Genomic DNA, 25,866 nt, shown 5'->3' on the forward strand with positions numbered 1-25,866 from the left:
TCGGGGTTTATGCGCGCTTTTGAATCTCTTCGCGGAGCACTTCGCTCACGACGCCGCCGTCGGCCTTGCCGCGGAGTGCGCCCATCGCTTCGCCCATGAGTGCCGAGAACGCGCCCATGCCCTGCTCTTCGACCTGGTCGCCGTTGCGCTCGACGACCTCGGCGATTGCCTCGCGGACCTCCTCGTCGGAGACGCCAGAGAGACCCGCCTCTTCGACGGCTTCTTCGGCCGAGAGGTCGGGGTTCTCGGCGATGGTGGCGAGCACGTCGTTGACGCCCTCTTTCGCCAGGTCGCCGTCTTCGACGAGGTGCATCACGGCGAGGAGGTGGTCGTCGGAGACGTTCTCGACCGCAACGTCGTCGCGGCGGAGTTCCGTCATGGTCGATTCGAGCAGGCCGGCGGCGAACGTCGCGTCGATGCCCTCATCGACGGCCTGCTCGAACAGCGGCATCTTGCGGCCGTAGGCGACCTGCTGGGCGAGACCGGCGTCGAGACCGAACTCGGACTGGTAGCGCTCTTCCTTCTCGGTGAGGAGTTCGGGCGTCTCCACGTCGCTCGGGTCGAGGTCAACGGGGAACACGTCCGTCTCGGGGTACATGCGTGCCGCGCCGGGGAGGGGACGCAGGTAGCGGGTCGTCCCGTCGTCGTTGGCCCCGCGGGTCTCTTCGGGGACTTCCTCGATAGCGACCGATGCGCGCTCGGCGACCGCCTCGATAGCGAGGTCGGCCGTCTCGGGGTCGTCGGCGACGATAGCGACCGCATCCTCGGGACCTGCATCGACCGCCTCGCGGAGCGCTTCGACTTCCTCCTCGGTGACGCCGTAGGCCGGGAGTTCGTCGGTGTGGAAGATGCCGCCCGCGCCGTGGCGCTTGGCGTGGTCGGAGAACTCGGTGCCGAGACGGCGGTCGGGTTGGAGTTCGTGGCCGACGAGTCCGTCGAAGCCGAACAGCGGGACGGCCATGACCTTCCCGCCCGCGTCGAGTGCGCCCTTGATGACGCCCGAGTCGCTGTCCGCGAACACGTCGGTCACGTCACTCACGTCGCCGACCGAGGCGTCGCGGGACTGGAGTTCGTCGCGGATGTCCACGAGTTCTGCTTGCCGAGCGACCTCGAAGCGGACGATTTCGTCGATTTGGTCGAGCGCCTGCACGCCCTTGATTTCCACGCGTGCACCCTCCGCGATAGAGACGTTCACGTCCTGCCGGATGGTGCCGAGTCCGCGTTTGACTTTTCCGGTGGAGCGAAGGAGCATCCCGATTCGCTGGGCGGCCTCGCGGGCCTGCGCGGGCGACGAGATGTCCGGGCCGGTACCGATTTCGACCAGCGGGATGCCGAGTCGGTCGAGGCTGTAGAGGACGCCGTCGTCCCGTTCTTCGGTGCGCTGGGCGGACTCCTCTTCGAGCATTAGGTCCACGATGGAGACGGGACCGTCGCTCGTCTGAATCTCACCTTCTTGGGCGATGAGTGACGACCGCTGGAAGCCGGAGGTGTTCGACCCGTCGATGACGAGTTTGCGCATGACGTGCGCTTCGTCTACGACCTGCATGTCGAGCAGGTTGGCGATTTGCATGGCGACGGTGCGCGCCTCGTGGTCGAGTTCGTGCGGCGGTTCGTCGTCCTCTTCGACCAGACAGGTCGTATCGTAGGCGAGATATTCGAACTCGCGCTCGACGCGGCTCTCTTCGAGCGCGGCGTCGTCGAGTTCGCCTAGCTCACTCTTCGTCGGGTGGAGAAATCGCGTAAACGTGCGCGCGGCGTCCTCTGGCTCGCGGATGGCCGTGGGACACCCGCAGAACAGCTTCGTCGCGGTGTCGAGTTGCTGGTGAATCTCCAGCCCCGCGACGAGTCCGAGTTCCTCGTAGTCGTACTCGCTCATTGGTACTCCCTGCGTTCGGGGGGAGTAAAAAAGGATTCAGTCTGTCTTCAGAGACGCCGCAGCCCTTCGCCGATGCCTTCGACCTGATGACACTCAGGGCAAATATACGTCCACCCATCGTTCGTTGCTCGCCCCTCCGGGAATACGGCCCCACAGCCTCGACACTCCAACATGTCTCGCCCGCGGGCCCGCTGCTTTTGCAGTCCGGGCATATCTCTATAGACGGCGAAATAGGGCTTGAAAATACCGATTTTAGCGCTTTCGTGTGACTTTCTCGCTAGACGGAGAATGTCACGCCGCCGAGGGAGTGCGATTGCTACCACTCGCCGAATAAATACAACGACGAATAGTTGTGAACATGAGTGTACAGGCCGTGCTAAAGTGTCGCATACTGCACCGTACGCGGCCTCTAAACACTGTCAAAAATATGATTGATGTCTATTGAGTCGCTCAGTTGTCGCCGAGGATACCGCGGTGGGTCATCTTCTCGGGGTCGAGCACTTCGTCGGCTTCCTCCTCGGTGAGGTAGCCTTCGTCGATGGCGACTTCGCGGACCGTCTTCCCGTCAGCGAGTGCCTTCTTGGCGACCTTCGAGGCCTTGTCGTAGCCGATTGCGGGGTTGAGCGCCGTGGCGAGCGCCATCGACTGTTCGACCTGTTCGGCGCAGTGGTCCTCGTTGGCTTCGAGTTTGGCGACGAAGCGCTCGGCGAACACCTCCGAGGAGTTCGAGAGCAGTTTCGCCGATTCGAGGAAGTTGTGGGCGAGCACGGGCTTGTAGAGGTTGAGGTCGATTTGTCCCTCCGCGGCACCGGCGGCGACGGCGGCGTCGTTGCCGACGACCTGCTTGTGGACCTGGTTCACTGCCTCGGCGACGACGGGGTTGATTTTGCCGGGCATGATGGACGAACCGGGCTGGTTCTCCGGTTGCTCGATTTCGCCGAGTCCGTTACGCGGGCCGGAGGCGAGCAGACGCAGGTCGTTCGCAATCTTGTTGAGCGAGCCGGCGACAGTCCGGAGTGCGCCGTGGGCCTCGCCCATCGCGTCGTGGGCGGCCTGCGCTTCGAAGTGGTTGTCGGCCTCGCGGAACTCGACGCCCGTCTCCTCGCTCATGTACTCCGCGGCCTTCGCGGGGAATTCTGGGTGGGTGTTCAGGCCCGTGCCGACGGCGGTGCCGCCGAGGGCGAGTTCGCCGAGGTGTGCGCGGACGTTCTTCACGCGCTCGATGCCCTTCTCGACCTGCGTTCGGTAGCCGCCGAACTCCTGTCCGAGACGAACCGGCGTCGCGTCCTGCAGGTGCGTGCGGCCGGTCTTGACGACGCCGTCGAACTCGTCTTCTTTCTCGGCGAGCGCCTCGGCGAGCGTTTCGAGTGCCGGAATCAGGTCCTTCTCGACGGCTTCGAGCGCCGAGACGTGCATCGCGGTCGGAATCACGTCGTTCGAGGACTGCCCGAAGTTGACGTGGTCGTTCGGGTGGACCGTCCGGTCGCCGATTTCCGCGCCCATAATCTCGGCGGCGCGGTTGGCGATGACCTCGTTCGCGTTCATGTTCGAGGAGGTGCCCGACCCGGTCTGGAAGACATCGACGGGGAACTGGTCGTCGAGTTCGCCGGCGATGACCTCGTCCGCGGCGGCGACGATGGCGTCGGCGACCTCTTCGTCTATCATGCCGAGGTCGCGGTTCGCCTGCGCGGCGGCCTTCTTTACGACGCCGAGCGCGCGGACGAACCGACGGCCGAACGCGATACCCGAGATGGGGAAGTTCTCGACTGCCCGCTGCGTCTGTGCGCCCCAGTAGGCGTCCACAGGAACTTGCATCTCTCCGAGACTGTCCCGCTCGATTCGATAATCGTCGTCTCCCATAGGTGGGCCGTCGTCGTGGCGCGAGGTAAAATCCATTGGTCCGTGGCCGTCTCACGCACGAATTTTCCCAGATGTTGGGTTTCGAGCGACTGCTGGATTCAAACGCGATAGTTCTGCTATTTCCGAATGTCAAGATGCATCTTATTTGGCAGAAAAATTTACTCCATCTTGAATTGTCAACTCGAAAAGATTTAAGTAAATCGTGTTAAATTGCCTTCATAGTACTGTCAGGTATTAACAATCATGACCAACAACCTACCAGACGAAGACGGTCTGTCTCGACGGACGTATCTCAAACTCACCGGCGGTGTGGGAAGCGCCGCACTTATCGCGGGGTGTAGCGGTAACAGCGGTGGCGGTGACGGCACCACCGAGGCGACCGAGAGCACCGAGGACTCCTCCGGTGACTCGGAGACGACCGAGCAGTCCGGCGGCGACGACTCGGAAAGCGAGTACAACGCGCTCGAAATCCAGCACTGGTGGACCGGCGGCGACGGCGGTGCGGCGATTCAGGCCCTCCTCGAAGGGTTCAAAGAAGCCCATCCGGAGATCGAAGTCACCGAGAACCCGGTCGCCGGTGGTGCCGGACAGAACCTTCATGCGGTCATCAAAAAGCGGATTCTGAACAACAACCCGCCGAGCACGTGGCAGGCGTGGCCCGGCGCGAACCTCCAACCCTACACCGAGGCCAGCAAACTCGAAGACATCTCGGAGTCGGTCTGGAGTCAGAACGACATGCAGTCGGCCTACCTCGAAGGACCGAAGAACGCCGCGAGTCCGGCCGGGACGCTCGTCTCGGTGCCGCTGAACATCCACCGACTCAACAACCTGTTCTACAACGTCAGCGTCCTCGAAGACGCGGGCGTTGACCCCTCCAGCATCGGGTCGCCCAGCGACCTCGTGAACGCCCTCTCGAAGGTCGATGAGGCGGGCTACGTCGGGATGGCACAACAGACGAAATCCGCGTGGTCTACGGGTCAGCTCTGGGCGCAGGTGCTCCTCGGCGAGTACGGCGCTGACGTGTACGCGGACGTGACCGGCGGCAACGTCGAGGCCAACGCCGACGCCGTCCGCGACTCGCTCGACCTCGTGAAACAGTACTCGCAGTACTACCCCAACGATGCCGGGTCTATCTCGTGGCAGGACGCGAACTCCAAGGTTATCGAAGGCGACGCCGCGTTCTTCCACCAGGGCGACTGGGCCGCGGGCATGTACCGCGGACAGGACGGCTTCGAGTACGAGTCCGACTGGGGCCACGTCCCCTTCCCCGGCACCGACGGCATCTACGCGCTCAACATGGACTCGTTCCCCATGCCGGCCAACAACCCGTCGCCGGAAGCGACCAAGAAGTTCCTGCAGTACGTCGGGTCGGTCGATGCACAAGAGCGGTTCAACCCCAAGAAGGGGTCGATTCCGCCGCGGACGGACGTGCCGAAGGACGCCTTCGGGCCGTTCCTCCAGAACCAGATGGACGACTTCGCCAACTCGGAGGCCCAACCGCTGTCCATCCAGCACGGACTCGCCGTCAGCCCCGATGCGCTCACCGCCTTCGGCGACGCCATGTCGTCGTTCATCTCGGGCTACGACGTCGATGCCGCCTACGAAGACGTGAAAGCGGCCTTCGAATAAGGCGACATGCCAACCGATATTTTCGCACGACTTAGCTCGGTCACCAGTGACGACGGTCTCGACGGCGTCGTCTCGACGCTTCGAGAGAGCGACGCCGTTCGCTCGGCTCCGTTCTGGCTCCCGCCGTTCCTGTTGATGGGCTTTTTCGTCTACGGCGCAATCACGTGGAACGTCGTCATCTCGTTCACGGATTTCGGGGGACTCACGCTTCCGACGTACGACCCCGCGACGTTCGACTTGGAGATGTATCGCCGAGCGTTTTCAGACGAGCAGTTCTGGCTCGCAACGCGAAACACGTTCGTCCTGCTCGTCTCCTTTACGAGTCTCTCGCTCGCGGGCGGCCTCGGACTCGCCATCCTCGTGGACCGCGGGATTCGGTTCGAAAACTGGTTCCGGACGGTCTACCTCCTTCCTTTCAGCCTCTCTTTCGTCGTCACCGCCGTCTTCTGGCGCTGGATGTACAACTTCGATTCGGGTGTCATCAACGTCGTCCTCAGGGGACTCGGTCTCGACTTCCTCGCCTCGAAGTGGCTCGCTGGCGGCGTCGATTTGGGGGCACTCGGCGGCCTACCGCTCGTCCCCGAGACGCTCCAGTTCAAACTGTTCGCGGTCATCTTCGCGTTGCTCTGGCAGTTCAGCGGTTACGCGATGGTCGTCTATCTGGCCGGCCTTCGAGCCATCCCCTCGGACCAGTACGAGGCCGCCCGCGTCGATGGCGCGTCCACGCTCCGGATGTATCGTCGGGTGATTCTCCCGCAACTGCGTGCATCGACCGTGAGCGCCGCCGTCGTCCTGATGGTGTTCGCGCTCAAGGCGTTCGACTTCCTCTACGTCCTGTTCGGGAACAACCCCGGCCCGACGGCGGACATCCTCTCGACGATGATGTACCGCCAAGCGTTCTCGGCGAACAACTGGGCCTACGGCTCTGCCATCGCCGTCGTCCTGTTCGCCGTCGCGCTGACCGTCGTCGCACCCTACCTGTACGGCGAGTACCGCCGAGGTGAACTATGAGCGTCCGCGACCGATTCGCCGACCGATTCGACGTCGATACCGACGACCTCGACCCGGTTCGGGTGGCGCTCTACGCGACGCTCGTCGGTCTCGTCCTGTTCTACCTCTCGCCCCTCGAATCGGGGTTGATGACGGCGCTCAAGACGGAAGCCGAGTTCGCCACGTCGCCGCCCTTCGTCCCGCCGACGGCCGACGGCTTCACGCTCGAACCGTTCGGCGTCGCGCTCGACACGCTCTCGTCGGCCATCCTCAACAGCATCATGCTCGCGGTTCCGGCGACGATTATCTCGGCGTTCGCCGGGAGTCTCGCCGCCTACGGTCTCACGAACTTCGAGTGGCGCGGCCAACTCGGCATCGTCGGCCTGTTCATCGCGGGCATCTTCATCCCGTATCAGGCCGTCTTGATTCCGCTCTCGCGTCTGTGGGCCATCGTGAACACGAAAGAGTTGCTCGCGCCCGTGCTCGACATCACGGTGTTCTCGACGCAGGTTCCCGTCTTGGGAACCGTCGAACTCGCCACCCACCCGCACTACGCGAGCATCGTCAACCTCATCATCACCCACGCGGCCTACGGGATTCCGATTACGACGCTCCTCTTCCGGAGTTACTACAAGAAACTCTCCTCGGAGATGCTGGAGGCCGCCCGCCTCGACGGCGCGAGCGCCTTCACCGTCTACCGTCGAATCGTGCTCCCCCTGTCGGTGCCGATGTTCGCGGTGACGCTCATCTACCAGTTCACGCAAATCTGGAACGACCTGCTGTTCGCGCTCATCATCATCCCCTCGGGGTCCGGCCCCGCGGCGGTGGCGACCATCGCGCTCAACGAACTCACGGGCGGCATCATCCAGACGTTCAACACGCAGATGGCCGGCGCGTTCGTCGCCGCCCTGCCGACGTTGCTCGTCTACGTGCTGTTCGGCGACAAGTTCGCCGAGGGGGTCGCAGGCGGCACATGAGCCTCGAACGGCGATTTGAGACGGGACTGCAGACGACCACCACGACATTACGAACCCACACACACCATGGCTGAACTCACACTCGACAACGTCTCGAAGTTCTTCGACGACGGCGGCTCGAAAGTCGTCGCCGTCGATGACGCCTCGATGGAGATTCAGGACGGGGAGTTCCTCGTCCTCGTCGGTCCGTCGGGGTGCGGCAAATCGACCACGCTCCGCATGATTGCGGGTCTCGAATCGGTCTCCGAGGGGGAGATTCGCCTCGGCGACGAACGCATGGACAACCGACCGCCGCGCGACCGGAACATCGCAATGGTGTTCCAGTCTTACGCGCTCTACCCGCACATGACCGTCCGCGGCAACATGCGCTTCGGACTCGAAGAGTCCACGGAGATGGCCGACGGCGAAATCGACCGCGTCGTCACCGAGACGGCGGAGATGCTCGATATCGGCGAACTCCTCGACCGGAAACCCGGCGAACTCTCCGGCGGACAACAACAGCGCGTCGCACTCGGCCGGGCCATCGTCCGCGACCCCGCGGTCTTCTTGATGGACGAACCGCTCTCGAATCTGGATGCCAAACTCCGCTCGCAGATGCGGACGGAACTCCAGCGCCTCCAAGAAGAGTTGGGCGTCACGACGGTGTACGTCACGCACGACCAGACCGAGGCGATGACGATGGGCGACCGCATCGCCATCCTCGACGACGGCGAACTCCAGCAGGTGGCGACGCCGCTCGAAGCGTACCACGAACCCGCCAACCAGTTCGTCGCCGGGTTCATCGGCGAACCGTCGATGAACTTCTTCGAGATGGAAGTCGATGACGGAACGCTCGTCGGCGACGCCTTTTCCTACGAACTCTCGGGCGAGACGAAAGCCGCAGTGGGCGACCAGTCGCACGTCACGCTCGGCATTCGGCCCGAGGACATCGAACTCGGCGGGTCGGCCGCGACACACACCTACGAAACCACCGTGGACGTGGTCGAACCGATGGGCAACGAGAACGCCGTCTATCTCGGCTTCGAATCGACCGACTCGACGTTCGTCGCCACGACCGGCGGCATGCGACGAATCAGTTCAGGACAGCGGATTTCGGCGCACTTCCCCGAAGACGCCATCCACCTGTTCGATTCAGCGGGCGAGGCGATTCACAATCGCTCGATAGAAGCGTCCGGCCCCGCGGAAGTCGGGTCTCGAAACTGAGTCGTCGAGGTCGGCCGATTTCTTTTTCTACGCGTCGAGTGCGTCGTATTCCTCGGGCGTGTACGTCTTGAGTTCCATCGCGTGGATGTCCGTCGTCATGTGGTCGCCCAATGCGTCGTAGACGAGTTGGTGCTGCTGGACGAGCGACTTGCCCTCGAAGGCAGGCGAGACGACGACGGCCGCGAAGTGCGCGTCTTCGTGGTTCTCGTCTACGGTTCGCGGGCGCGAGACGGTCGCATCCGCGTCCTCGACGTTCGATTCGATGAGTGCCTCGATGTCTGCGATATCCATGTCTGTATGGGCGCGTGGGGGAGGGAAAAATCGACCGGGACCGAACTCACTGAGGTTTTTATCCGATGGCGGCGCACCTCGACCCGTGACAGCGGGAACACCACCCGAGACGCCGCCGCTCGAAGCCCGGTTCGACGACGCACGTCGCGTGCTCGAAGACGAGCATAGCCGCCTGATCACGGTCGTCAGGCAGTGTGCGGATGCGGTCGCCGAGTCGTGGAGTGACGAGTTCACGACCGACCGCGAGCAGGTCGTGCCGCGGTTCGCACAGGCGCTCGACGGGTCGGGGGCGTTGTCGAGACTACCGGGTGCACTCGCAGACGCCGTGACTGCGACGGGCCGCCCGATGCCCGCGCCGCCGGTCGCCGCGCCACCCTACGTCGTCGTGACGAGCGAGGGCGTCGTTCTCCGGGCGACGGTCGGCGACGAACGACTCGTCATCACGCTTCGGGTGTTCGCGCTCGAAACCGAGGGCGAAGAAAAGCGATACACGCGAACGCCGGACGTCGAACTCGAATTCGAAGCCCGGTAGTCGCAGTTTCAGGCCGGTAGTCGCGGTTCCAAATCCGGTCGTCGCGTCTGGTCCTGGCGCAGTTACATCTGGTACCGGCGCACGTCGTCGCGCGGCGGTGCCTGCGTCTGGCCGGTCATCTCCTCGTAGGTCATCCCCGAGAGGTACTCGTCGTAGGTGACGTCGTAGCCCTGTCGGAGGTGGAAGTCGAGTTGGCCGCGGTCGAGCGCCGATTGGAAGAGCGTGTGGACCGCACGACGAACGAGTTCGTCCACGTCGTCGGGGTCGTACAGCGCCGTCAGCATGGCGAGTTCGTGGCGCGTCTCGCGGTCGAGCGATACGTCGAGTTCGTCACCGAGGTTCTTGTACGACTCCTGCACGTCGTCCGAAAGGTCGTCGAGAGTCATTACCGGGCGATGGGTCCGTCAGCGGGATACGCGTTTCGACCGATTTCGACGTCTGACCGGAGAGGACTCCATCCCTCTCTCGTTCGCCCGCGAATGTGAGACGAATTTGGTAGAGAGTCGAGAGAGACGCTACCGTGATTTCATCCAGAATGCGGCATAATGTTAAAAAACCAATATCACTCGATAGCGGCTCTGTACGGGTGACGATGGAACGAACACCAACGCGAAGACAGTTCGTCGCTGCGACGGGACTCACCGGCGCGGCACTCTTGGCCGGTTGTACGGCACCCTCCAGCGGCGGGTCGTCGGCCGACACGACCACCGAGTCGATGGACGACGAGATGACAGAAGAACCGATGGGTGACGAGACGATGACCGAGGAAACCATGACCGACGACGGGATGTCGGCGATGGACCCGATGTCCGCGCCGCGTGCCGAAATCGACCGCTTCAGCGAGGCCGCCGGGACGCTCATGGTCCGCACGGACGAGAACGGCCTCCCCGGACCGAACGAGCCTGTCGATTTCGACCACGGTCCCTTCATCACCCAAGGGCTGGGTCCCGACGGCGAAGTCGTCCGCTACTACAACTTCGACGTGCAGTCCACGACGCCGGCACCCATCTACGTCCTCTTCCGCGAGGGCGAAGACACCCCGGTCGAAGGCCAGCTCAACGTTATCGACTCGATTCCGGGCGACGACGGCTACAACGACTTCTGGGCCGTACACACGGTGACCGTCCCCGACGACTACGAGGCGAACACCGTCACGAGTCTCGCCGACATCGGCGACGCGGGCTACGAGATTACGGAGACCGACATGATAGTCAACTGCCCCGTCGTCCCGGACGGTTCGACCGCGACGATGCGCTACGACGACGGGGACGCCGGTCTCGTCGAGGGCTGGTATCGAGGCCAAATCGTCTCGTACTTCCAGTTCACCGAAGCCTCGCTGGCGATGACCGACGGGAGTGTCCCGCTCTCGCCAATCTACGTCGCGTTCAACGTGAACCCCGGCGAGGACGGCGGCGGCCCGCCATCCGGGTTCGTGACCGAGGAAGGAAGCGAGCAGACGCATAACGTCGTCGCCACGCTCCCCGACGACAGCGGCTACTCGCCGCTCTGGTTCGTCAACATCTACGACAACGCCGACTTCGGCATGGTCTCGGACCTCGGGTCGGCGACCAACGCAGAACAACTCGCCTCCGGTGCGGCGAACGTCAACTGTCCCATCGTCTCGGTCGAATAACTCGGCCGATTGGACTGTTTCCCACCACGCAGAGGCACTCACCCCACTGACGCCCCTTTTTCAACGACGCATCGCCACCGCTAAACGCCCTCCATCCCAAGCCCGGGCGATGAGTGACGAGGCGTCCGCCCTCCCCGCCGACCTCGATATCGGTGACGTTCAAGCGGCCCTTATCGACTGGTACGAAGCCGACCACCGGGACTTCCCGTGGCGACGAACCGACGACGCCTACGAGATTCTCGTCTCCGAAGTGATGAGCCAACAGACCCAACTCGGGCGCGTCGTCGAAGCGTGGGAAGAGTTCCTCGACCAGTGGCCCACCACTGCCGACCTCGCCGCGGCCGACCGCGCCGACGTGGTCTCCTTCTGGACGAATCACCGACTCGGCTACAACAACCGCGCGAAGTACCTCCACGAAGCGGCGAGACAGGTCGAAGCAGACTACGACGGCGAATTTCCCCAGACGCCCGACGAACTCTCGGAACTGATGGGCGTCGGCCCGTACACCGCCAACGCCGTCGCCTCCTTCGCGTTCAACAACGGCGATGCAGTCGTGGACACAAACGTCAAGCGCGTCCTCCACCGCGCCTTCGACGTGCCCGACGACGACTCGGCGTTCGAGGTCGCCGCGGCCGAGATGATGCCCGAAGGCAAGTCGAGAGTCTGGAACAACGCCATCATGGAACTCGGTGGGGTTGCCTGCGAGAAGACGCCCTCCTGTGACGAAGCAGGCTGTCCGTGGCGCACGTGGTGTCACGCCTACGAGACGGGTGATTTCACCGCCCCAGACGTGCCGACACAACCGAGTTTCGAGGGGAGCAGGCGGCAGATGCGGGGGCGAGTGGTGCGGATTCTGGGAGAGTACGACGAGTTGAAATTGGATACGCTCGGCCCGCGAGTGAGAGTCGATTACGGGGGCGACCACGGGCGAGAGTGGCTCTTCGAACTCGTCTCGGACCTCGAATCGGACGGTCTCGTCGCGGTCGATGAGCGGGAGGAAAACGTGTTCGTCTCGCTGGCGAGATAACCGCAGTTTCAGAACCTCACGGCACTTTCAGATACGAGTCGCCCGCGGCCTGTCGCTTCACTAACTCGCCAACCCCAGAAGGAACTTTCTCGACACCATCTACCAGCCGTGCCATATCGAAGTCCCGACTTCGAAGCGAGTTACTGCACGCGCGGCATCGAACGCCGGACTCCACGAGTCCTTCCACTCGGTCGGCGACGACCGAGGTTTCTAAGAACAGGTGCACCGCATCGCCATTGGCGAGGAGCGTTATCTGGTCGATGTCCGCTGTCTCGTCGGCACGGAGGTTTCGGACGTTGTTGAGCGCGTGTTTCCAGTCGCCGACGGTTCCGCTCGAAACGTGAAAGACGACGTTCATACACCCCTCACGTCATCGACACGTGTCTGTGTTTCTATCGTTTGCATTACTGACTGTCAGTTTCGCGTGCCGATGTCGTTTTGAACGCCCGCTGATGTGACTGTGTATGGACCACACTCACGTCATTGCCATCGCCGGCAGTCTTCGTGACGAAAGCTACACGCGGCGTGCCCTTCGCGTCGCGCTCGACGAAGCGGAAGCCGCCGGCGCGACGACGAAACTCATCGACCTCCGCGAGTTCGACCTGCCGCCGCTCGATGCCGACTTCGACGAGCAGGGCGACTCGGCGGAGTTCGTCACACTCGTGGACGAGGCGGACGCGGTCATCCTCGGAACGCCGGTCTACCACGGGTCGTACTCTGGTATCCTCAAGAACGCGCTCGACTACTGCGGGTTCGACGAGTTCGGTGAGAAGACCGTCGGCCTGCTCGCTGTCGCCGGTGGGTCGTTCCCGGTCACCGCACTCGAACACCTCCGGTCGGTCTGCCGGTCGCTCAACTCGTGGGTGCTACCGCATCAAGCGGCGATTCCGCGCGTGTACAACGCGTTCGACGGCGACGAACTCATCGACGAAGACATCCGCGACCGAGTCGAGCGTCTCGGACGCGACGCGGTAAAGTACGCGAACATCGAACCCGAACCGGCGACGTTCGAGAGCGGCGAAAACGTCGGCGCAGACGACTGAGCGGAACGAAGGAAGGAAGTGGTGGTGGAACGCCTCTAAGCGTTCACCCAACTCTCCGCGTGAGAGGTATTGAACTGTTAGTACCACGCGTATACCAGCAACGTTCCAATGCGTACCACTTGCAGACGAGGGGATGAGAGGAGGTCGAACAGTTCGTCGTATCCGACCGTCAGGAATCGACGATAGTCGGCACAGATGAGCAATCGTTTTGACCCTGCTGTGTTCCCTCAGAGATATGCATGCCATCACGAAGAGTGGATGGATAGAGGTCGTCACCGGGTCGATGTTCTCCGGGAAGACCGAGGAACTTCTCCGACGCCTCCGGCGGGCGGAAATCGCCGGACAGGAAGTGGCCGTCTTCAAGCCCGAAATCGACGACCGCTACGGAAAGACCACCGTCGGGTCGCACGCCGGCGGGTCGTGGGAAGCGAGCGTCGTTCCCGCCGAGGGCGAGGGAATCTGGGAGATTACTGACGAACTCAACGGCGAGGACGTCGTCGCCATCGACGAGGCGAACTTCTTCTCGTACGAACTCGTCGATGTCTGCGAACAGTTGGCCGCATCGGGCAAGCGCGTCATCGTCTCGGGGACCGACCAGACGTTCCGTGCCGAACCGTTCGAACCGCTCCCGCAACTGATGGCGCTCGCCGAGTACGTCGATAAGTTGCAGGCGATTTGCACCGTGTGCGGTGAACCTGCGAGTCGGAACCAGCGCCTCGTCGATGGCGAACCCGCCCACGCGGACGGGCCGACTATCGTCGTCGGTGCCGACGAGTCCTACGAGGCACGCTGCCGGAACTGTCATACACTCCGGCGCGACTAGAGGTAGACGTGACTACGTGGGTCGAGACCCCGCAGGAAGGCCGTGACCGCGGTGTGACCGGTCTCCTTCGCGCGTGGGTCGCCGTCGTTGCCAGCCCTCGTGAGTTCTTCCGAACCGGCGTCGCGCCGGGAGACCAAGCGCCGGGTCTGCTCTTCGCTATCTCGGTGACGCTCGTCTATCAGGGACTCCAGTACGCGCTCGTCCCGGCGACGATTCCCGCAATCGAAGGTGGGACGGTGCTCTCCGCACTGGTCGCCCTGCTCGTCATCGCGCTGTTCGTCGCGCCCGCCGTCCTCCACCTCACCGCCGCGATACAGACGGTCATGCTTCTCCCGTTGGTCTCTCGGCGCGCCGGCGTGAGCGAGACGGTCCAAGTCGTCGCCTATGCGGCCGCACCCTGTGTCTTCGCTGGGCTTCCGATTCCGGGTGCGCGACTCGCTTGCACACTCTACGGGGCGGCACTCCTCGTCGTCGGGATTCGAGAGGTTCACCAGACCTCATTTCCGAAGGCCGCACTGGCTGCCGCAGTCCCCGCAGGCATCGTCTTCGGCTACGGATTCGGCGGGTTTCGCGCGTTCAACGATTTCGTCATAGCGCTCACATAACCTAGTTTCCACTCACCGCGAGGGTGCATTATTCGCCACGCACGCGCCAATCATCACCTGAGCGTCTATCGACAATCGTTTTAGTAAGGGGTTGTTTGCTCAACTCAATGGATTGGATTACGCACGAGGAGGACGTCTGGTTCGAGTTCCGGGGCAATAGTCCCCACCAGCTCGTCCCCGGACGCTTCTACAAAGGCACCGTTGACGGGTACGCCGACTTCGGTGTCTTCGTTGACCTTGCATCGAACGTGACTGGACTGCTCCACCGCAGCGAACTCGACAAACGCCTCGAAAGCCTCACGTGGGAACCCGGCGACGAGGTGTTCGTTCAGGTGAAGAACGTCCGCGACAACGGCAACATCGACCTCGGTTGGTCGATTCGACAGGACGACAACGAGTTCCGCGGCGCTCGCATCCACGACCCCGACGGTGACAAAGACAACCAACCCGTCGAGAGCGACGACTCCGAAGAGACCGGCCCAATCAAGACGCGCCCGGTCAGCGGCAACCGCCGTAACGTCGCCGCAGCGTCCGAGTCCCAGACCGAGAGCACCAATAACGAGGCGCAAGCGGTCGAGACCGAAGAAGTCGAACCCGAGGCAGAACCCGAACCCGAAGAGACGGCCGCGGCCGACGAGTCCCGCGCCCCGACTGCCAACGATGTTGTTGGCGGTCTCGAACAGGAGACCGAAGAGGCTGAGGCCGAACCGGAACCCGAGACGGAAGCCGAATCCGAACCGGACGAAGCGACCGAACTGCCCGAACGCGTCTCGCTCGGCGTCATCGGTGACCACGTCGGTGACCGCGTCACCGTCGAAGGCACCATCACCAGCGCCCGCCAGACCGGCGGCCCGACCGTCTTCGAACTCCGCGACGAGACCGGTGTCGTGGACTGTGCCGCCTTCGTCGAAGCAGGCGTTCGCGCCTACCCCGAAGTGGACGTTGACGACAACGTCCGCATCGTGGGCGAAGTCGAGCGCCGCCGCGGCGAACTCCAAATCGAGACCGAGGACCTGACCGTCCTCGAAGGCGAAGAAGCCGATACTGTCGAACAGCGCCTCGCAGACGCCCTCTCGGACGAGGCCCGTCCGGACGCAATCGCGCCGCTCGCCGACCACGAACCGGTCGCCGCCGTCGGTGCCTCGCTGCTCGACGCCGCAGAGGCGATCCGCCGCGCCGTCCTCGAATCGCGCCCAATCGTCGTCCGCCACACGGCCACCGCAGACGGCTACGTCGCCGGTGCCGCAATCGAGCGCGCCGTCCTCCCGCTCATCCGCGAGGAACACCCCCGCGACGACGCCGAGTACCACTACTTCACCCGTCGCCCGCTCGACGAGGCCGTCTACGGCATGGACGCCGCGACGAACGACGTGACGCGCATGCTCGAAGACCGCGACCGACACGACGAGAAGCTCCCGCTCGTGCTCTTCCTCGGTGCCGGTTCGACCATCGAGTCGCTCGACGGTCTCGGCCTACTCGGCGTCTACGGCGCGGAACGCGTCGTCGTCGATGCCGCGCCCGCCGACGACGAGATTGCCGCCGAAGCCGACGTGCTCGTCAACCCCGCCCACGAGGGTGCAGACGCCCGCGACCTCTCGGTCGGCGCACTCGCCGCGACGCTCGCCGCAGCCATCAACGCGGAGGTTCGAGACGACGTCTCGCACCTTCCCGCGGTCACCTACTGGGAGAACTGCCCACCGCAGTACCTCGACCTCGCGGCCGAACACGGCTTCGAGGCGGACCGCGTCAACGAACTCCGCGAAGCAGTCGCGCTCGAAGCGTACTACCAGTCCTACCAGGACAAGCGCGAACTCATCGCCGACCTGCTGTTCGACGCCGACGAGGGTCTCGCCGGCCACGTCTCCGAGCAGTTCCGCATCAAACTCGAAGACGAAGTCGAGACGGCGAACGCGAACCTCCAGGCCCGCGACGTCGAAGGCATCACCGCGGTCGTCCTCGACTCCGACGCCTTCAGTCACCGCTTCGACTTCCCGCCGACGGCCCTGCTCGTTGACGAACTGCACCGCCGCAACCGCGACGGCGAGCGCTTCGTGACCGTCGCCTTCGGCACCGACGAACTGTACCTGCGCGCCACCGCCGACCTCGACTTCCGCGCACTCGTCGAGTCGGCCGCCGAGAAGGCACCCGCCGCCGGACTCGGTGCAGCGGGCATCCGCGAGGGTCGCATCGAGTTCCTCACGGGCGCACGCGAGGAAGCCCTCTCGGCCGTCCTCGAAGCCGCCGCCGAACAGTTCTAAGCCGCAATCCAGACTCCTCCTCGTCTGTATTTTCGTTCGGGCACCCGTCCCGAGGATGACCGAGGAATCTGCTTCTTCTGAGACAGTAACGGCGGTGCTGTTGTCTAGAAGACATTTATGCGAACGAGCAAGTAGCATAGCCAATGGGCACCCGAACTGCGCTCGTCTCGCTTCTCGTCACGGCGATGGTGCTTCTTTCTGGGTGTAGTGGAGCGCCAAGTGAGGCACCCGCGATGACCAGTGCTCAATTGACTACCACCACCGCTACGACGGCGTCTGAAACGACGGCGCTCGCCACCTCGCCACCGACACCGACGACCACGGGAGAGCCACAGCACGGCGATAACTTACTCTACACGACCGAGGTCAACGCATCCAGTGCCATGGCGGCCGACGCGAGCAAACGCGCCGACTTCACCGAACTCACTGCGGCCCAGCAAGCGCTGTTCAATCAGACGTACAACTGCAGTTGCTACGTCGTCCAAGAGGAGTTCAGATTCAACGACGACGACCGAATCGAGTACGTCAACTACGAGGGTCGGTGGTACTTCCTACGGGTCGCTATCGTCTAACGGTCCCCGAGCGACACGCTTAACCACGAAACGACCCGATTCGGCGTCATGAACCGTCACCACGTTACCGAACGCGAGGTGTCTCCGTGAACGCCGAAGCCGAAACCGACGCGTTCGAGCAGACGTGCAAGGCGCTGGTCGAACGCATCCTCTCCGGAGAGGTCGAACGCGACGACCTCGAATCAGCCAAACTCGACGCCTGCTCGGAGCACTCCTCGCCGAAGGTGCCCAAGAACGCCGAAATCCTCCAACACGCGCCGAAGGACCGGCGCGAAGAGGTCAAAGAGGTCGTCCGCCGAAAGCCCGTTCGCACCGCATCGGGCGTCTCGCCGGTGGCCATCATGACCTCGCCGCACATGTGCCCGCACGGGAAGTGTCTCTACTGCCCCGGCGGTCCTGCCAGCGAATTCTCGTCGTCGCAGTCCTACACCGGCCACGAACCCGCGGCCGCCCGCGGCGTCCAGAACGACTACGACCCCTACGGACAGGTCACCCTGCGCCTCGAACAACTCCGCCACATCGGCCACCCCGTCGATAAGGTCGAACTCATCTTGATGGGCGGGACGATGACCGCCCGGAGCCACGACTATCAGGAGTGGTTCGTCAAGCGAGCGTTGGAGGCGATGAACGACTACGACCTCGACAAAGAGCCGGAACCGAAGGAGGGCGAGTCGTTCAAGCCCGACCCCGAGGATGTCGAGTTCAAGTACATCGAGGACGTCATCGCCGAGAACGAGACGAACGACATTCGCAACATCGGGACGACGTTCGAGACCAAACCCGACTGGTGCGACCCCGAGCAAATCGACCGGATGCTCGACTTGGGTGCGACGAAGGTCGAAGTCGGCGTTCAGACCACCTACGAGCGCATCAACCGCGAGATGCACCGCGGCCACGGCGTGCAGGCTTCTATCGACGCCAACCGCCGCCTCCGCGACTCGGCGTTCAAGGTCGGCTTCCACATGATGCCCGGCCAACCGGGCATGACCCGCGAGATGTGTCTCGAAGACTTCCGCCAACTGTTCGAGAACTCCGACTGGCGGCCCGACTACCTCAAAATCTACCCGACGCTCATCGTCCGCGACACCATCACCTACGACATGTGGCGGCGCGGTGAGTACGAACCCCTCAACAACGAGGAGGCTGCCGATATCGTCGGCGAGGTCATGGGCATGATTCCGAAGTACACTCGCCTCCAGCGCGTCCAGCGCGACATCCCTGCGGACTTCATCGACGCCGGCGTCTGGAAGTCCAACCTTCGGCAACTCGCCGAACAGCGCGCCGAGGAGAAGGGAATCGTCCCGCGCGACATCCGCGCCCGCGAAGTCGGGATGAACGAGGCGAACCCCGACCCCGACCGCGTCGAACTCGATATCATGACCTACGAAGTTGCTGGCGGGACGGAACACTTCATCTCGTTCGAGGACCCCGTCAAGGACCTCCTCATCGGCTTCTGTCGCCTCCGATTCCCCGGAAATCCGGTGCGCCGCGAACTCCAGAACGCCGCGCTCGTCCGCGAACTCCACGTCTACGGCTCCGAAGTCGGTATCGGTGACCAGGGCGACTGGCAGCACAAGGGCTACGGGCGCAAACTGCTCGCACAGGCCGAGGAGATGGCCCTCGATGCCGGATTCGACAAGATTTCGGTCATCTCGGGTATCGGCGTCCGGCAGTACTACAAGCAGAAGTTGGGCTATCACCAAGACGGGCCGTACGTCTCGAAGCGGTTGTAGGGATCCGTCGGTCTTTCTCCTCCAGACGTTGCGAGACGAGCGGAGCGAACTTCGGAAACGATGTACTTAGAGTGCTTCGAGCTCGCTCCGTGCACGTTCCGGAGGGACGTCTGTCGCAGCAAGTTCTGCATCGGGATACGACCGAAGGTTGTAGACGTATGCTGGAACGAAGAGCAGAATTCCCCCGACTGCAACTGCGGCATCTAACCGAGTCGCTTCGAGTGCTACCACGAACGTAAGCAGCAGCAGAAACCCGTAGGCCGCCATCTGTCCACGGTCGATTCGTGTCGAAAGTCGGTGTTGATACGCGACCATCTCGTCGCCGCTCGCCCCCGGCATGACGGCGACGTAGGTTTGCCATCCTGCCTTTTGGGAAGTCACGTTCGGTCCGAGGACGGCGAACAATGCGAAGGCGGCCCAGAGAATACCCACTGCGATAGCCCACCGACCCTGTTGCACACCGAACACGAAGAGAAGTCCAAGGAGAGTTGCACTTCCGAGTGCAGCACTGACGAGGGATGCCGTTCCAGCGGCCAGAATCGAGTAGAGTCCCGGCCGTTGCTTCGGGACGTAGACGATATCGACCGATTCAGCCTCGGGTGCGCCATCCGTCCATCGTACACCTCCTATCGTGTATGGTGGTGTTTTCAGGGTCATCTATTTCCCATCACTACCGTCTGGAAATAGTAAATGTCTCGCATCTTATCATTTTACGGACACACCGCGTGTCTCGGTTTAGATGACGGTACTTCTCGGCATTCGATTCTCGCAGTTGATTCTCACTCCGTCACGCTTTTTGACTTTCTACCGAAGCAACTGGTAGTATGGGAGTCTTTGGGGGAGCGTGGTAGGATGGCGGCCACGTGGGTAGAGAGCATCCGTTCGACGCTCGCACAGTTCGTCTCGACAGAGGAACGAATCGGCATCTCCGCGGCACTCGTCGTCCTCGCGCTGGGCGTGGCGGTGTATCTCGCGCCGAAAGTCGTCACGCGCACGGCAACCGAGATTAACGAACGCGTTCTCTCTCACGACCGAATTCCCGACGCCGTGAACGACGTCGCGTGGATGTTCCCGGCGACGGTCGTCGTCAAGACGCTCCAGTTGACCGTCTTCGTCGGCGTCGGCATCTCGTTGCTCTTGCTGTGGGGTTACGAGGGACTCGCCGCGGATATCAGCCTCATCATCGCGCGGGCGATTCCGAACGTCGCTCGTATCGCCACGACCGTCGTCCTCCTCGCGGCGGCACTCGTCGGAACCAACATCCTCGAAGAACAACTCGACGCCTACGCGTCGCAGTCTGACCACATCAACGCCCACCAGCAAGGCATCGCATTCCGCGTCCTGCAGGTGGTCGTCCTCCTCGCAGTCGGGATGGCGACGCTCACCGTCTGGAACTTCGAAATCGGCGGACTCCTCGTCGGTGCCGGATTCCTCGGTATCGTCGTCGGTATGGCCGCCCGCCAGACGCTCGGGTCGCTCATCGCCGGGTTCGTCCTCATGTTCTCCCGACCGTTCGAACTCGGCGACTGGGTCGAAATCGACGGCGCGGAGGGCATCGTTACCGACATCACCATCATCAACACGCGACTGAGCACCGCCGACGGCGAGACGGTGGTCTTCCCCAACGACCGGGTGACGAACGCGAAGATTACGAACCGAACCAAACGAAACCGACTCCGCCTGCGGATGGACGTGGGAATCGACTACGACGCCGACATCGAACACGCCGAAGAAGTCGCCAAAGAGGCCTTCACGGACCTCAAGTTCGTCGAAGAGGTGCCGCAACCGCAGGTCATTCCGACCGCCTTCGGCGACTCCTCTATCGGTCTCCAACTCCGCTTTTGGATTACGAATCCCTCCGCCCCGCGCCGGGCACAGGCGAAAGCCGAGGTGCTCCGGAACGTGAAAACTGCCTTCGACCGCGAAGGCATCAAAATCCCGTACCCGCAGCGCGAACTCCTCGCCCGCGAGGAGGCCGATGGCTTCCAACTAAAGAACGAACGCCGCAGTCAACCCGTCAAGAAGTCGGTTTCGAGCGAAGACTGAACACACGAGACGGAGTCTGTCGAGTCGATTCTCACTTCCCGTCTCAAAAACTGGCGCGCGGATGTATGGCACTCACTACCGCCTCTTAGAGGCGTTTGCGGATGTCCTTAGAGGCGTTCGCGGATGTTGTGTGAACCACACTCTGGACACGCGATTGTCTGTACCGACTGTTCTTTCGAGGTGAACTCGGCGTGGCACACCTCACACTGGTAGTTGTACCGTTTGGTATCGACGGTCCCAAAGAGGGCCTCTTTCAGGGTCTGAATGGCGGACATCTGTCCCACCCACTGCAAACTACGTGACGAATTCGCATAAATTCAATTACATGTTCGTCTCTGCCACAACTATCGTGATTCCAGTACGTCAGAGGTTCTGTTCCATCACGACGTGCGGGATTCCCGCTTCGTCGAATTCGTCGCTGGTCGTCTCGTAGCCGAGCGTCTCGTAGAAGCCCTCTGCGGTGGTCTGTGCGAACTCTACGACCACTACGGTGCCGGCGAGCACCACGCGTAGAAGCCCTCTGCGGTGGTCTGTGCGTGGAGCACGAGCGAGTCGAAGCCAGTCGCGCGGGCCTCCGATTCGAGTGCCTCCATGAGCCGTCGGCCCCAGCCTTCGCCGCGGGCGGATTCGAGGACGGCGACGCGTTCGACCTTTCCGACGCCGGGTTCGTACTCGCGGAGCCGTGCCGCGCCGACTGCCTCGTCGTCGCGGTAGCCGACGAAGTGCGTCGCGTCCGCGCTCGGTTCGTCGTACTCGTCCCACTCCAACTCCTCGTCCACGCCCTGTTCGTCCACGAAGACGGCTTTTCGGACGGCGAAGGCGTCTTCTCGTTCTTCGTCGGTCGAGACGACGCGGACTTCGGTTTTCGACATGCCCGTTGCTTTCGCGGGCGACTACCTGACGGTTGCGCCATGGGCAGACAAACGACATCCCTTTTCGTCCGGCGGTGAAACACCGCGAGCATGGACCCGAAGCGGGAACTCACGAGCGTTGACCTCGCCGCCCTCGTCACCGAGTTGAACCGGTACGAGGGGGCAAAGGTTGACAAGGCGTACCTCTACGGCGACGACTTGCTTCGCCTCAAGATGCGGGATTTCGACCGCGGACGGGTCGAACTCCTGCTGGAAGTCGGCGACATCAAGCGCGCACACCTCGCCGACCCGAAGAACGTCCCCGACGCCCCGGGTCGCCCACCGCAGTTTGCGATGATGCTCCGAAACCGGCTCAACGGAGCCGACTTCGCTGGCGTCGAACAGTACGATTTCGACCGGATTCTCACCTTCAGTTTCGACCGCCCCGACGAGAACACCCAAATCGTGGTCGAACTCTTCGGACAGGGCAACATCGCCATCCTCGACGAGACGGGCGACGTGATTCGCAGTCTCGAAACCGTCCGCCTCAAGTCCCGAACCGTCGCGCCGGGCGCGCAGTACGAGTTCCCGTCGTCTCGACTCAACCCGCTCACCGTGAGTCGTCACGAACTCGAACGCGTGATGAGCCAGTCCGACACCGACGTGGTGCGGACGCTGGCGACCCAACTCAACCTCGGCGGCCTGTACGCCGAAGAACTCTGTACCCGCGCAGGCGTTGACAAAACGCTCGATATCACCGACGCGACGGACGCGACGTACGACAAGGTGTACGACGCGATAGAGACGCTCCGCGAGCAGGTCCGCGCCGGCGAGTTCGACCCGCGAATCTACCTCGACGACGAGGACGAAGTCGTGGACGTGACGCCGTTCCCCCTCCAGGAACACCAGAAGGACGGTCTCAGCGAGGAGGCCTACGACACGTTCAACGAGGCGCTGGACGAGTACTTCGTCCGCCTCGATTTGACCGCCGACGAGCAGGAAGCCACCTCGAACCGACCCGACTTCGAGGAAGAAATCGCCAAACAGGAGCGCATCATCGAACAACAGGAACAGGCGATTTCGGGATTCGACGAGCGCGCCGACGCCGAGCGCGAACGCGCCGAACTCCTCTATGCGCGCTACGACCTCGTGGACGACGTGCTCTCGACGGTTCGGGGGGCCCGCGAACAGGGCGTTCCGTGGGACGACATCGCCGAGAAACTCGCCGAAGGAGCCGAACAGGGCATCCCCGAGGCAGAGGCCGTGACGAACGTCGATGGCGCGGAGGGAACCGTCACCGTCGATATCGACGGCACGAGCGTGACACTCGACGTGTCGATGGGCGTCGAGAAGAACGCCAACCGACTGTACACCGAAGCCAAGCGCATCCAAGAGAAGAAGGAGGGTGCGCTGGCGGCTATCGAAGACACCCGCGAGGAACTCGAAGCGGTGAAGAAACGCCGCGACGAGTGGGAAGCAGACGACGACGAGGAAGAAGCCGACGACGACGAGGAGTACGAAGAGACCGATTGGCTGTCGTTGCAGTCGGTCCCCGTCAAGTCCAGCGAACAGTGGTACGAACGCTTCCGCTGGTTCCGCACCTCCGACGGATTCCTCGTCATCGGCGGCCGCAACGCCGACCAGAACGAGGAACTGGTGAAGAAGTACATGAGCAAGCACGACCGCTTTTTCCACACGCAAGCCCGCGGTGGGCCGGTGACGATTCTGAAAGCGACCGGGCCGAGCGAACCGTCGGTCGAGGTCGATTTCCCCGACCCCTCGCTCGAAGAGGCCGCCCAGTTCGCCGTCTCCTACTCCTCGATTTGGAAAGACGGCCGCTTCGCCGACGACGCCTACATGGTCGAACCCTCGCAGGTGTCGAAGACGCCCGAGTCGGGCGAGTACATCGAGAAGGGGAGTTTCGTCATCCGCGGCGACCGGACCTACTTCGAGGACGTTCCCGCGAAGGTCGGTGTCGGCATCCAGTGCGAGGGTGAGACCCGCGTCATCGGCGGGCCGCCGTCGGCTATCGAACCGCGCGTGGAGGCGATGTTGACGCTCACGCCCGGTCAGTACGCCCAGAACGACGCGGCGAAGTTGTGCTACCGCGACTTCCGTAACATGTTCACCGACCAATCGTTCGTCAGAAAAGTGGCGTCCCCCGACCAGATTCAGGAGTTCCTGCCACCGGGTGGGAGCGCAATCGTGGAAGACTAACGGTCATTCTCGGAACGTGGAAATTCCGGGTATTCAGGTCTAATTGTCAATTATTCGCGCTCTGCGGGTGCAAGATTATATACTTTCTCGTCGTAATGATTTCTGAGCGCAGACACACCTGACTCGATAGTCGCCAGTGGGGCAGTTATCGTCGGCGGCGCTCAGTGACTCACCATGATTTCAGAATCAATCAACTACCTTCGTAACGACGAAGATTGGCTCAAAACCGTACTCATCGGTGGTGTGCTGACCTTCTTCAGCTTCCTCATCGTCCCGGCGTTCGTCCTGCTCGGCTACACGTTGGACGTCATTCGCGCGACTATGCGCGGTGACGAACAACCCCCGGAATTCGGCGAATGGGTGGACATGACAGTCGATGGCATCAAAGGCTTCGCAATCGTCCTCGTCTATTCGCTCATCCCGGCTATCATCGCCATGGTGTTCGGCTTTGCGGGCATCCTCAGCATCGCCGCTGGCGGTGGTGAATCCGGTGCGGCCAACGCCTTCGGCGGCATCGTGACGCTGCTCGGCCTGCTCGTCGCGTTCGTCCTCGGCATCCTCGCGGCGTACGTCATCCCGGCGGCGCTGTCGAACTACGCCGAGACTGACCGCATGGGCTCCGCATTCAGCGTGGGTGAACTGCGGCCCATCCTCACCTCGGGTAAGTACGCCACCGCGTGGCTCATGGCCTTCGTCGTGCTGTTCGCGGCGTCCGTCGTCACCGGTCTCCTGAACGTCGTCCCGCTCCTCGGCTTCGTCCTCGGGTCGTTCGTGACGTTCTACGCGGTCGTCGCCGCCTACTACATCATCGGCACGACGTGGGGCGAACTCCACGAAATCGAGATGATGGAAGACGACGGCGACATGCCCGGCGAACAGCCCGCCGTCTAAGCCTCGGTATTCGACTTTTCGACGGAATATCTAAACCCCCTTGCTGAGTGACTTCATCCATGCTCTCTGATGCACTGTGGTTCCTCAAGCGAAGCGACGACTGGGTCGCCACGACCATCATCGGTGGCGTGCTCTCGCTCCTCTCCGTTCTCATCATCCCGGCGTTCATCCTACAGGGGTATCTCGTCAAGGCTATGCGCGCGGCGGCGAACGGCGAGGAGGCCGCCCCATCCTTTACCGACTGGGGCGAACTGTTCGTCGATGGCGTGAAACTGTTCGTCGTCGGTCTCGGCTGGTCGCTCGTGGTCATCGTCCCGATGATTCTCTTGACTATCGTCCTCGGCATCGGCTCTGCCGCGCTCACACAGGGAGCGACGGACCCGAGTGCAGTCTCGTCGGCCGGAAGTCTTGGACTCGGCATCTTCAGCCTCGTCGGCTTCCTGCTCATCGGCCTGCTCGGTCTGCTCGTGGGCTTTCTCGTCCCCGCGGCGAGCGTGAACTTCGCTATCGAGGGGAATCTCGGCGCTGGATTCGACGTTCGGACGATTACAGGGGCGGCGTTCACGAGCGATTACGTCGTCGCGTGGGTGCTCGCAATCGTCGTCTCGATGGTTCTCGGAACCATCGGCAGTGTACTCAGCATCGTCCTCGTCGGTCTCTTCCTCCTGTTCTACGTCCAAGTGATGACCTACTACCTGTTCGCCCGGGGTTACGCGGACGGACTCGGCTACTTCCCCGGTTCGAGTGAGCGTTCGACCGCGGGTTGGTGAGCGTCGATAGCAGGACTCTTTTCCGTTCCGTGACGACTC

At 62.8% G+C, this 25,866-nt stretch carries 25 protein-coding genes and 1 pseudogene; 17 read left to right on the forward strand and 9 right to left on the reverse strand.

Annotated features, from left to right (window positions below; all coding sequences use genetic code 11):
• Positions 1 to 7: 7 nt before the first annotated feature.
• From gatE to ACFQJC_RS00225, 3 genes are all read right to left on the reverse strand, one after another.
• Positions 8 to 1,876 carry a Glu-tRNA(Gln) amidotransferase subunit GatE gene (gatE, locus tag ACFQJC_RS00215; protein ID WP_390221228.1) on the reverse strand — a complete coding sequence of 623 codons (1,869 nt, stop codon included), beginning with the start codon at positions 1,874 to 1,876 and terminating at the stop codon, positions 8 to 10.
• Between the two features lie 47 nt (positions 1,877 to 1,923).
• A complete protein-coding gene (locus tag ACFQJC_RS00220; RefSeq protein ID WP_390221229.1) occupies positions 1,924 to 2,088 on the reverse strand; it encodes an HVO_2901 family zinc finger protein in 165 nt (54 codons plus the stop codon).
• A 238-nt stretch (positions 2,089 to 2,326) separates the two neighbouring features.
• The gene (locus ACFQJC_RS00225) at positions 2,327 to 3,736 is read right to left on the reverse strand and encodes a class II fumarate hydratase (protein WP_390221230.1); all 1,410 of its coding nucleotides are present in this window, start codon (positions 3,734 to 3,736) and stop codon (positions 2,327 to 2,329) included.
• A 243-nt stretch (positions 3,737 to 3,979) separates the two neighbouring features.
• Here ACFQJC_RS00225 and ACFQJC_RS00230 point away from each other — a divergent pair, with 243 nt between their 5' ends.
• The 4 genes from ACFQJC_RS00230 (at position 3,980) to ACFQJC_RS00245 (ending at position 8,535) form a co-directional block, all read left to right on the forward strand.
• Positions 3,980 to 5,365 carry an extracellular solute-binding protein gene (locus ACFQJC_RS00230; RefSeq protein WP_390221231.1) on the forward strand — a complete coding sequence of 462 codons (1,386 nt, stop codon included), beginning with the start codon at positions 3,980 to 3,982 and terminating at the stop codon, positions 5,363 to 5,365.
• Positions 5,366 to 5,371: 6 nt separating this feature from the next.
• Positions 5,372 to 6,376, forward strand: a complete 1,005-nt coding sequence (locus ACFQJC_RS00235; protein ID WP_390221233.1) for a carbohydrate ABC transporter permease — start codon at positions 5,372 to 5,374, stop codon at positions 6,374 to 6,376.
• Positions 6,373 to 7,332 carry a carbohydrate ABC transporter permease gene (locus ACFQJC_RS00240; RefSeq protein ID WP_390221234.1) on the forward strand — a complete coding sequence of 320 codons (960 nt, stop codon included), beginning with the start codon at positions 6,373 to 6,375 and terminating at the stop codon, positions 7,330 to 7,332. The genes ACFQJC_RS00235 and ACFQJC_RS00240 overlap by 4 nt, the downstream gene beginning before the upstream one ends.
• 66 nt (positions 7,333 to 7,398) lie before the next feature.
• Positions 7,399 to 8,535, forward strand: coding sequence for an ABC transporter ATP-binding protein (locus ACFQJC_RS00245; protein WP_390221235.1), 1,137 nt, complete (start codon positions 7,399 to 7,401; stop codon positions 8,533 to 8,535).
• A gap of 27 nt (positions 8,536 to 8,562) precedes the next feature.
• On the opposite strand, the gene ACFQJC_RS00250 is transcribed toward ACFQJC_RS00245, so the two are convergent.
• Positions 8,563 to 8,826, reverse strand: coding sequence for a BolA family protein (locus tag ACFQJC_RS00250; protein ID WP_390221237.1), 264 nt, complete (start codon positions 8,824 to 8,826; stop codon positions 8,563 to 8,565).
• 85 nt (positions 8,827 to 8,911) lie between these two features.
• Between ACFQJC_RS00250 and ACFQJC_RS00255 the strand changes: the two genes are divergently transcribed.
• Entirely contained in the window at positions 8,912 to 9,358 is a 447-nt protein-coding gene (locus ACFQJC_RS00255; protein ID WP_390221238.1) for a DUF7988 family protein, read from the forward strand.
• A gap of 62 nt (positions 9,359 to 9,420) precedes the next feature.
• On the opposite strand, the gene ACFQJC_RS00260 is transcribed toward ACFQJC_RS00255, so the two are convergent.
• Positions 9,421 to 9,744, reverse strand: coding sequence for a hypothetical protein (locus ACFQJC_RS00260; protein ID WP_390221240.1), 324 nt, complete (start codon positions 9,742 to 9,744; stop codon positions 9,421 to 9,423).
• 206 nt (positions 9,745 to 9,950) lie between these two features.
• Here ACFQJC_RS00260 and ACFQJC_RS00265 point away from each other — a divergent pair, with 206 nt between their 5' ends.
• The gene (locus tag ACFQJC_RS00265) at positions 9,951 to 10,991 is read left to right on the forward strand and encodes a hypothetical protein (RefSeq protein ID WP_390221241.1); all 1,041 of its coding nucleotides are present in this window, start codon (positions 9,951 to 9,953) and stop codon (positions 10,989 to 10,991) included.
• Between the two features lie 109 nt (positions 10,992 to 11,100).
• Positions 11,101 to 12,018, forward strand: coding sequence for an HhH-GPD family protein (locus tag ACFQJC_RS00270; RefSeq protein ID WP_390221242.1), 918 nt, complete (start codon positions 11,101 to 11,103; stop codon positions 12,016 to 12,018).
• A gap of 16 nt (positions 12,019 to 12,034) precedes the next feature.
• Here ACFQJC_RS00270 and ACFQJC_RS00275 read toward each other — a convergent pair whose 3' ends face one another.
• Entirely contained in the window at positions 12,035 to 12,376 is a 342-nt protein-coding gene (locus ACFQJC_RS00275; RefSeq protein ID WP_390221244.1) for a DsrE family protein, read from the reverse strand.
• 106 nt (positions 12,377 to 12,482) lie between these two features.
• On the opposite strand from ACFQJC_RS00275, the gene ACFQJC_RS00280 reads away from it, so the two are divergent.
• The 6 genes from ACFQJC_RS00280 (at position 12,483) to ACFQJC_RS00305 (ending at position 19,052) form a co-directional block, all read left to right on the forward strand.
• Complete coding sequence (locus ACFQJC_RS00280) at positions 12,483 to 13,061, forward strand: NADPH-dependent FMN reductase (protein WP_390221245.1); 579 nt, start codon at positions 12,483 to 12,485, stop codon at positions 13,059 to 13,061.
• 235 nt (positions 13,062 to 13,296) lie between these two features.
• The gene (locus ACFQJC_RS00285; protein WP_390221246.1) at positions 13,297 to 13,884 is read left to right on the forward strand and encodes a thymidine kinase; all 588 of its coding nucleotides are present in this window, start codon (positions 13,297 to 13,299) and stop codon (positions 13,882 to 13,884) included.
• A gap of 8 nt (positions 13,885 to 13,892) precedes the next feature.
• Positions 13,893 to 14,489, forward strand: coding sequence for a YIP1 family protein (locus ACFQJC_RS00290; RefSeq protein ID WP_390221247.1), 597 nt, complete (start codon positions 13,893 to 13,895; stop codon positions 14,487 to 14,489).
• 107 nt (positions 14,490 to 14,596) lie between these two features.
• Positions 14,597 to 16,747, forward strand: coding sequence for a DHH family phosphoesterase (locus tag ACFQJC_RS00295; RefSeq protein ID WP_390221248.1), 2,151 nt, complete (start codon positions 14,597 to 14,599; stop codon positions 16,745 to 16,747).
• A 143-nt stretch (positions 16,748 to 16,890) separates the two neighbouring features.
• Positions 16,891 to 17,319 (forward strand): DUF7979 domain-containing protein, encoded by a 429-nt coding sequence (locus ACFQJC_RS00300; RefSeq protein WP_390221249.1) that lies wholly within the window; start codon positions 16,891 to 16,893, stop codon positions 17,317 to 17,319.
• 86 nt (positions 17,320 to 17,405) lie between these two features.
• Positions 17,406 to 19,052, forward strand: coding sequence for a tRNA uridine(34) 5-carboxymethylaminomethyl modification radical SAM/GNAT enzyme Elp3 (locus ACFQJC_RS00305; RefSeq protein WP_390221250.1), 1,647 nt, complete (start codon positions 17,406 to 17,408; stop codon positions 19,050 to 19,052).
• Positions 19,053 to 19,118: 66 nt separating this feature from the next.
• Here ACFQJC_RS00305 and ACFQJC_RS00310 read toward each other — a convergent pair whose 3' ends face one another.
• Entirely contained in the window at positions 19,119 to 19,709 is a 591-nt protein-coding gene (locus ACFQJC_RS00310; protein WP_390221251.1) for a hypothetical protein, read from the reverse strand.
• A 195-nt stretch (positions 19,710 to 19,904) separates the two neighbouring features.
• On the opposite strand from ACFQJC_RS00310, the gene ACFQJC_RS00315 reads away from it, so the two are divergent.
• The gene (locus ACFQJC_RS00315; RefSeq protein WP_390221252.1) at positions 19,905 to 21,098 is read left to right on the forward strand and encodes a mechanosensitive ion channel family protein; all 1,194 of its coding nucleotides are present in this window, start codon (positions 19,905 to 19,907) and stop codon (positions 21,096 to 21,098) included.
• 107 nt (positions 21,099 to 21,205) lie between these two features.
• Here the strand turns inward: ACFQJC_RS00315 and ACFQJC_RS00320 are convergent, their stop codons facing one another.
• Together ACFQJC_RS00320 and ACFQJC_RS00325 are read right to left on the reverse strand one after the other, a co-directional pair.
• Entirely contained in the window at positions 21,206 to 21,373 is a 168-nt protein-coding gene (locus tag ACFQJC_RS00320) for an FmdB family zinc ribbon protein (RefSeq protein WP_390221253.1), read from the reverse strand.
• Between the two features lie 88 nt (positions 21,374 to 21,461).
• A pseudogene (locus ACFQJC_RS00325) lies at positions 21,462 to 21,970 on the reverse strand (GNAT family N-acetyltransferase).
• 90 nt (positions 21,971 to 22,060) lie between these two features.
• Here ACFQJC_RS00325 and rqcH point away from each other — a divergent pair.
• The 3 genes from rqcH to ACFQJC_RS00340 all read left to right on the forward strand — a co-directional run bounded on the left by rqcH (position 22,061) and on the right by ACFQJC_RS00340 (position 25,827).
• On the forward strand, positions 22,061 to 24,166 hold the full coding sequence (rqcH, locus tag ACFQJC_RS00330; protein ID WP_390221254.1) for a ribosome rescue protein RqcH: 2,106 nt from the start codon (positions 22,061 to 22,063) through the stop codon (positions 24,164 to 24,166).
• A gap of 174 nt (positions 24,167 to 24,340) precedes the next feature.
• Positions 24,341 to 25,057, forward strand: coding sequence for a DUF4013 domain-containing protein (locus ACFQJC_RS00335; protein ID WP_390221255.1), 717 nt, complete (start codon positions 24,341 to 24,343; stop codon positions 25,055 to 25,057).
• Positions 25,058 to 25,116: 59 nt separating this feature from the next.
• Positions 25,117 to 25,827, forward strand: coding sequence for a DUF4013 domain-containing protein (locus ACFQJC_RS00340; protein ID WP_390221256.1), 711 nt, complete (start codon positions 25,117 to 25,119; stop codon positions 25,825 to 25,827).
• Positions 25,828 to 25,866: the final 39 nt, after the last annotated feature.

Source organism: Haloferax namakaokahaiae, from assembly GCF_042663225.1.
GTDB classification, from domain to species: Archaea; Halobacteriota; Halobacteria; order Halobacteriales; family Haloferacaceae; genus Haloferax; species Haloferax namakaokahaiae.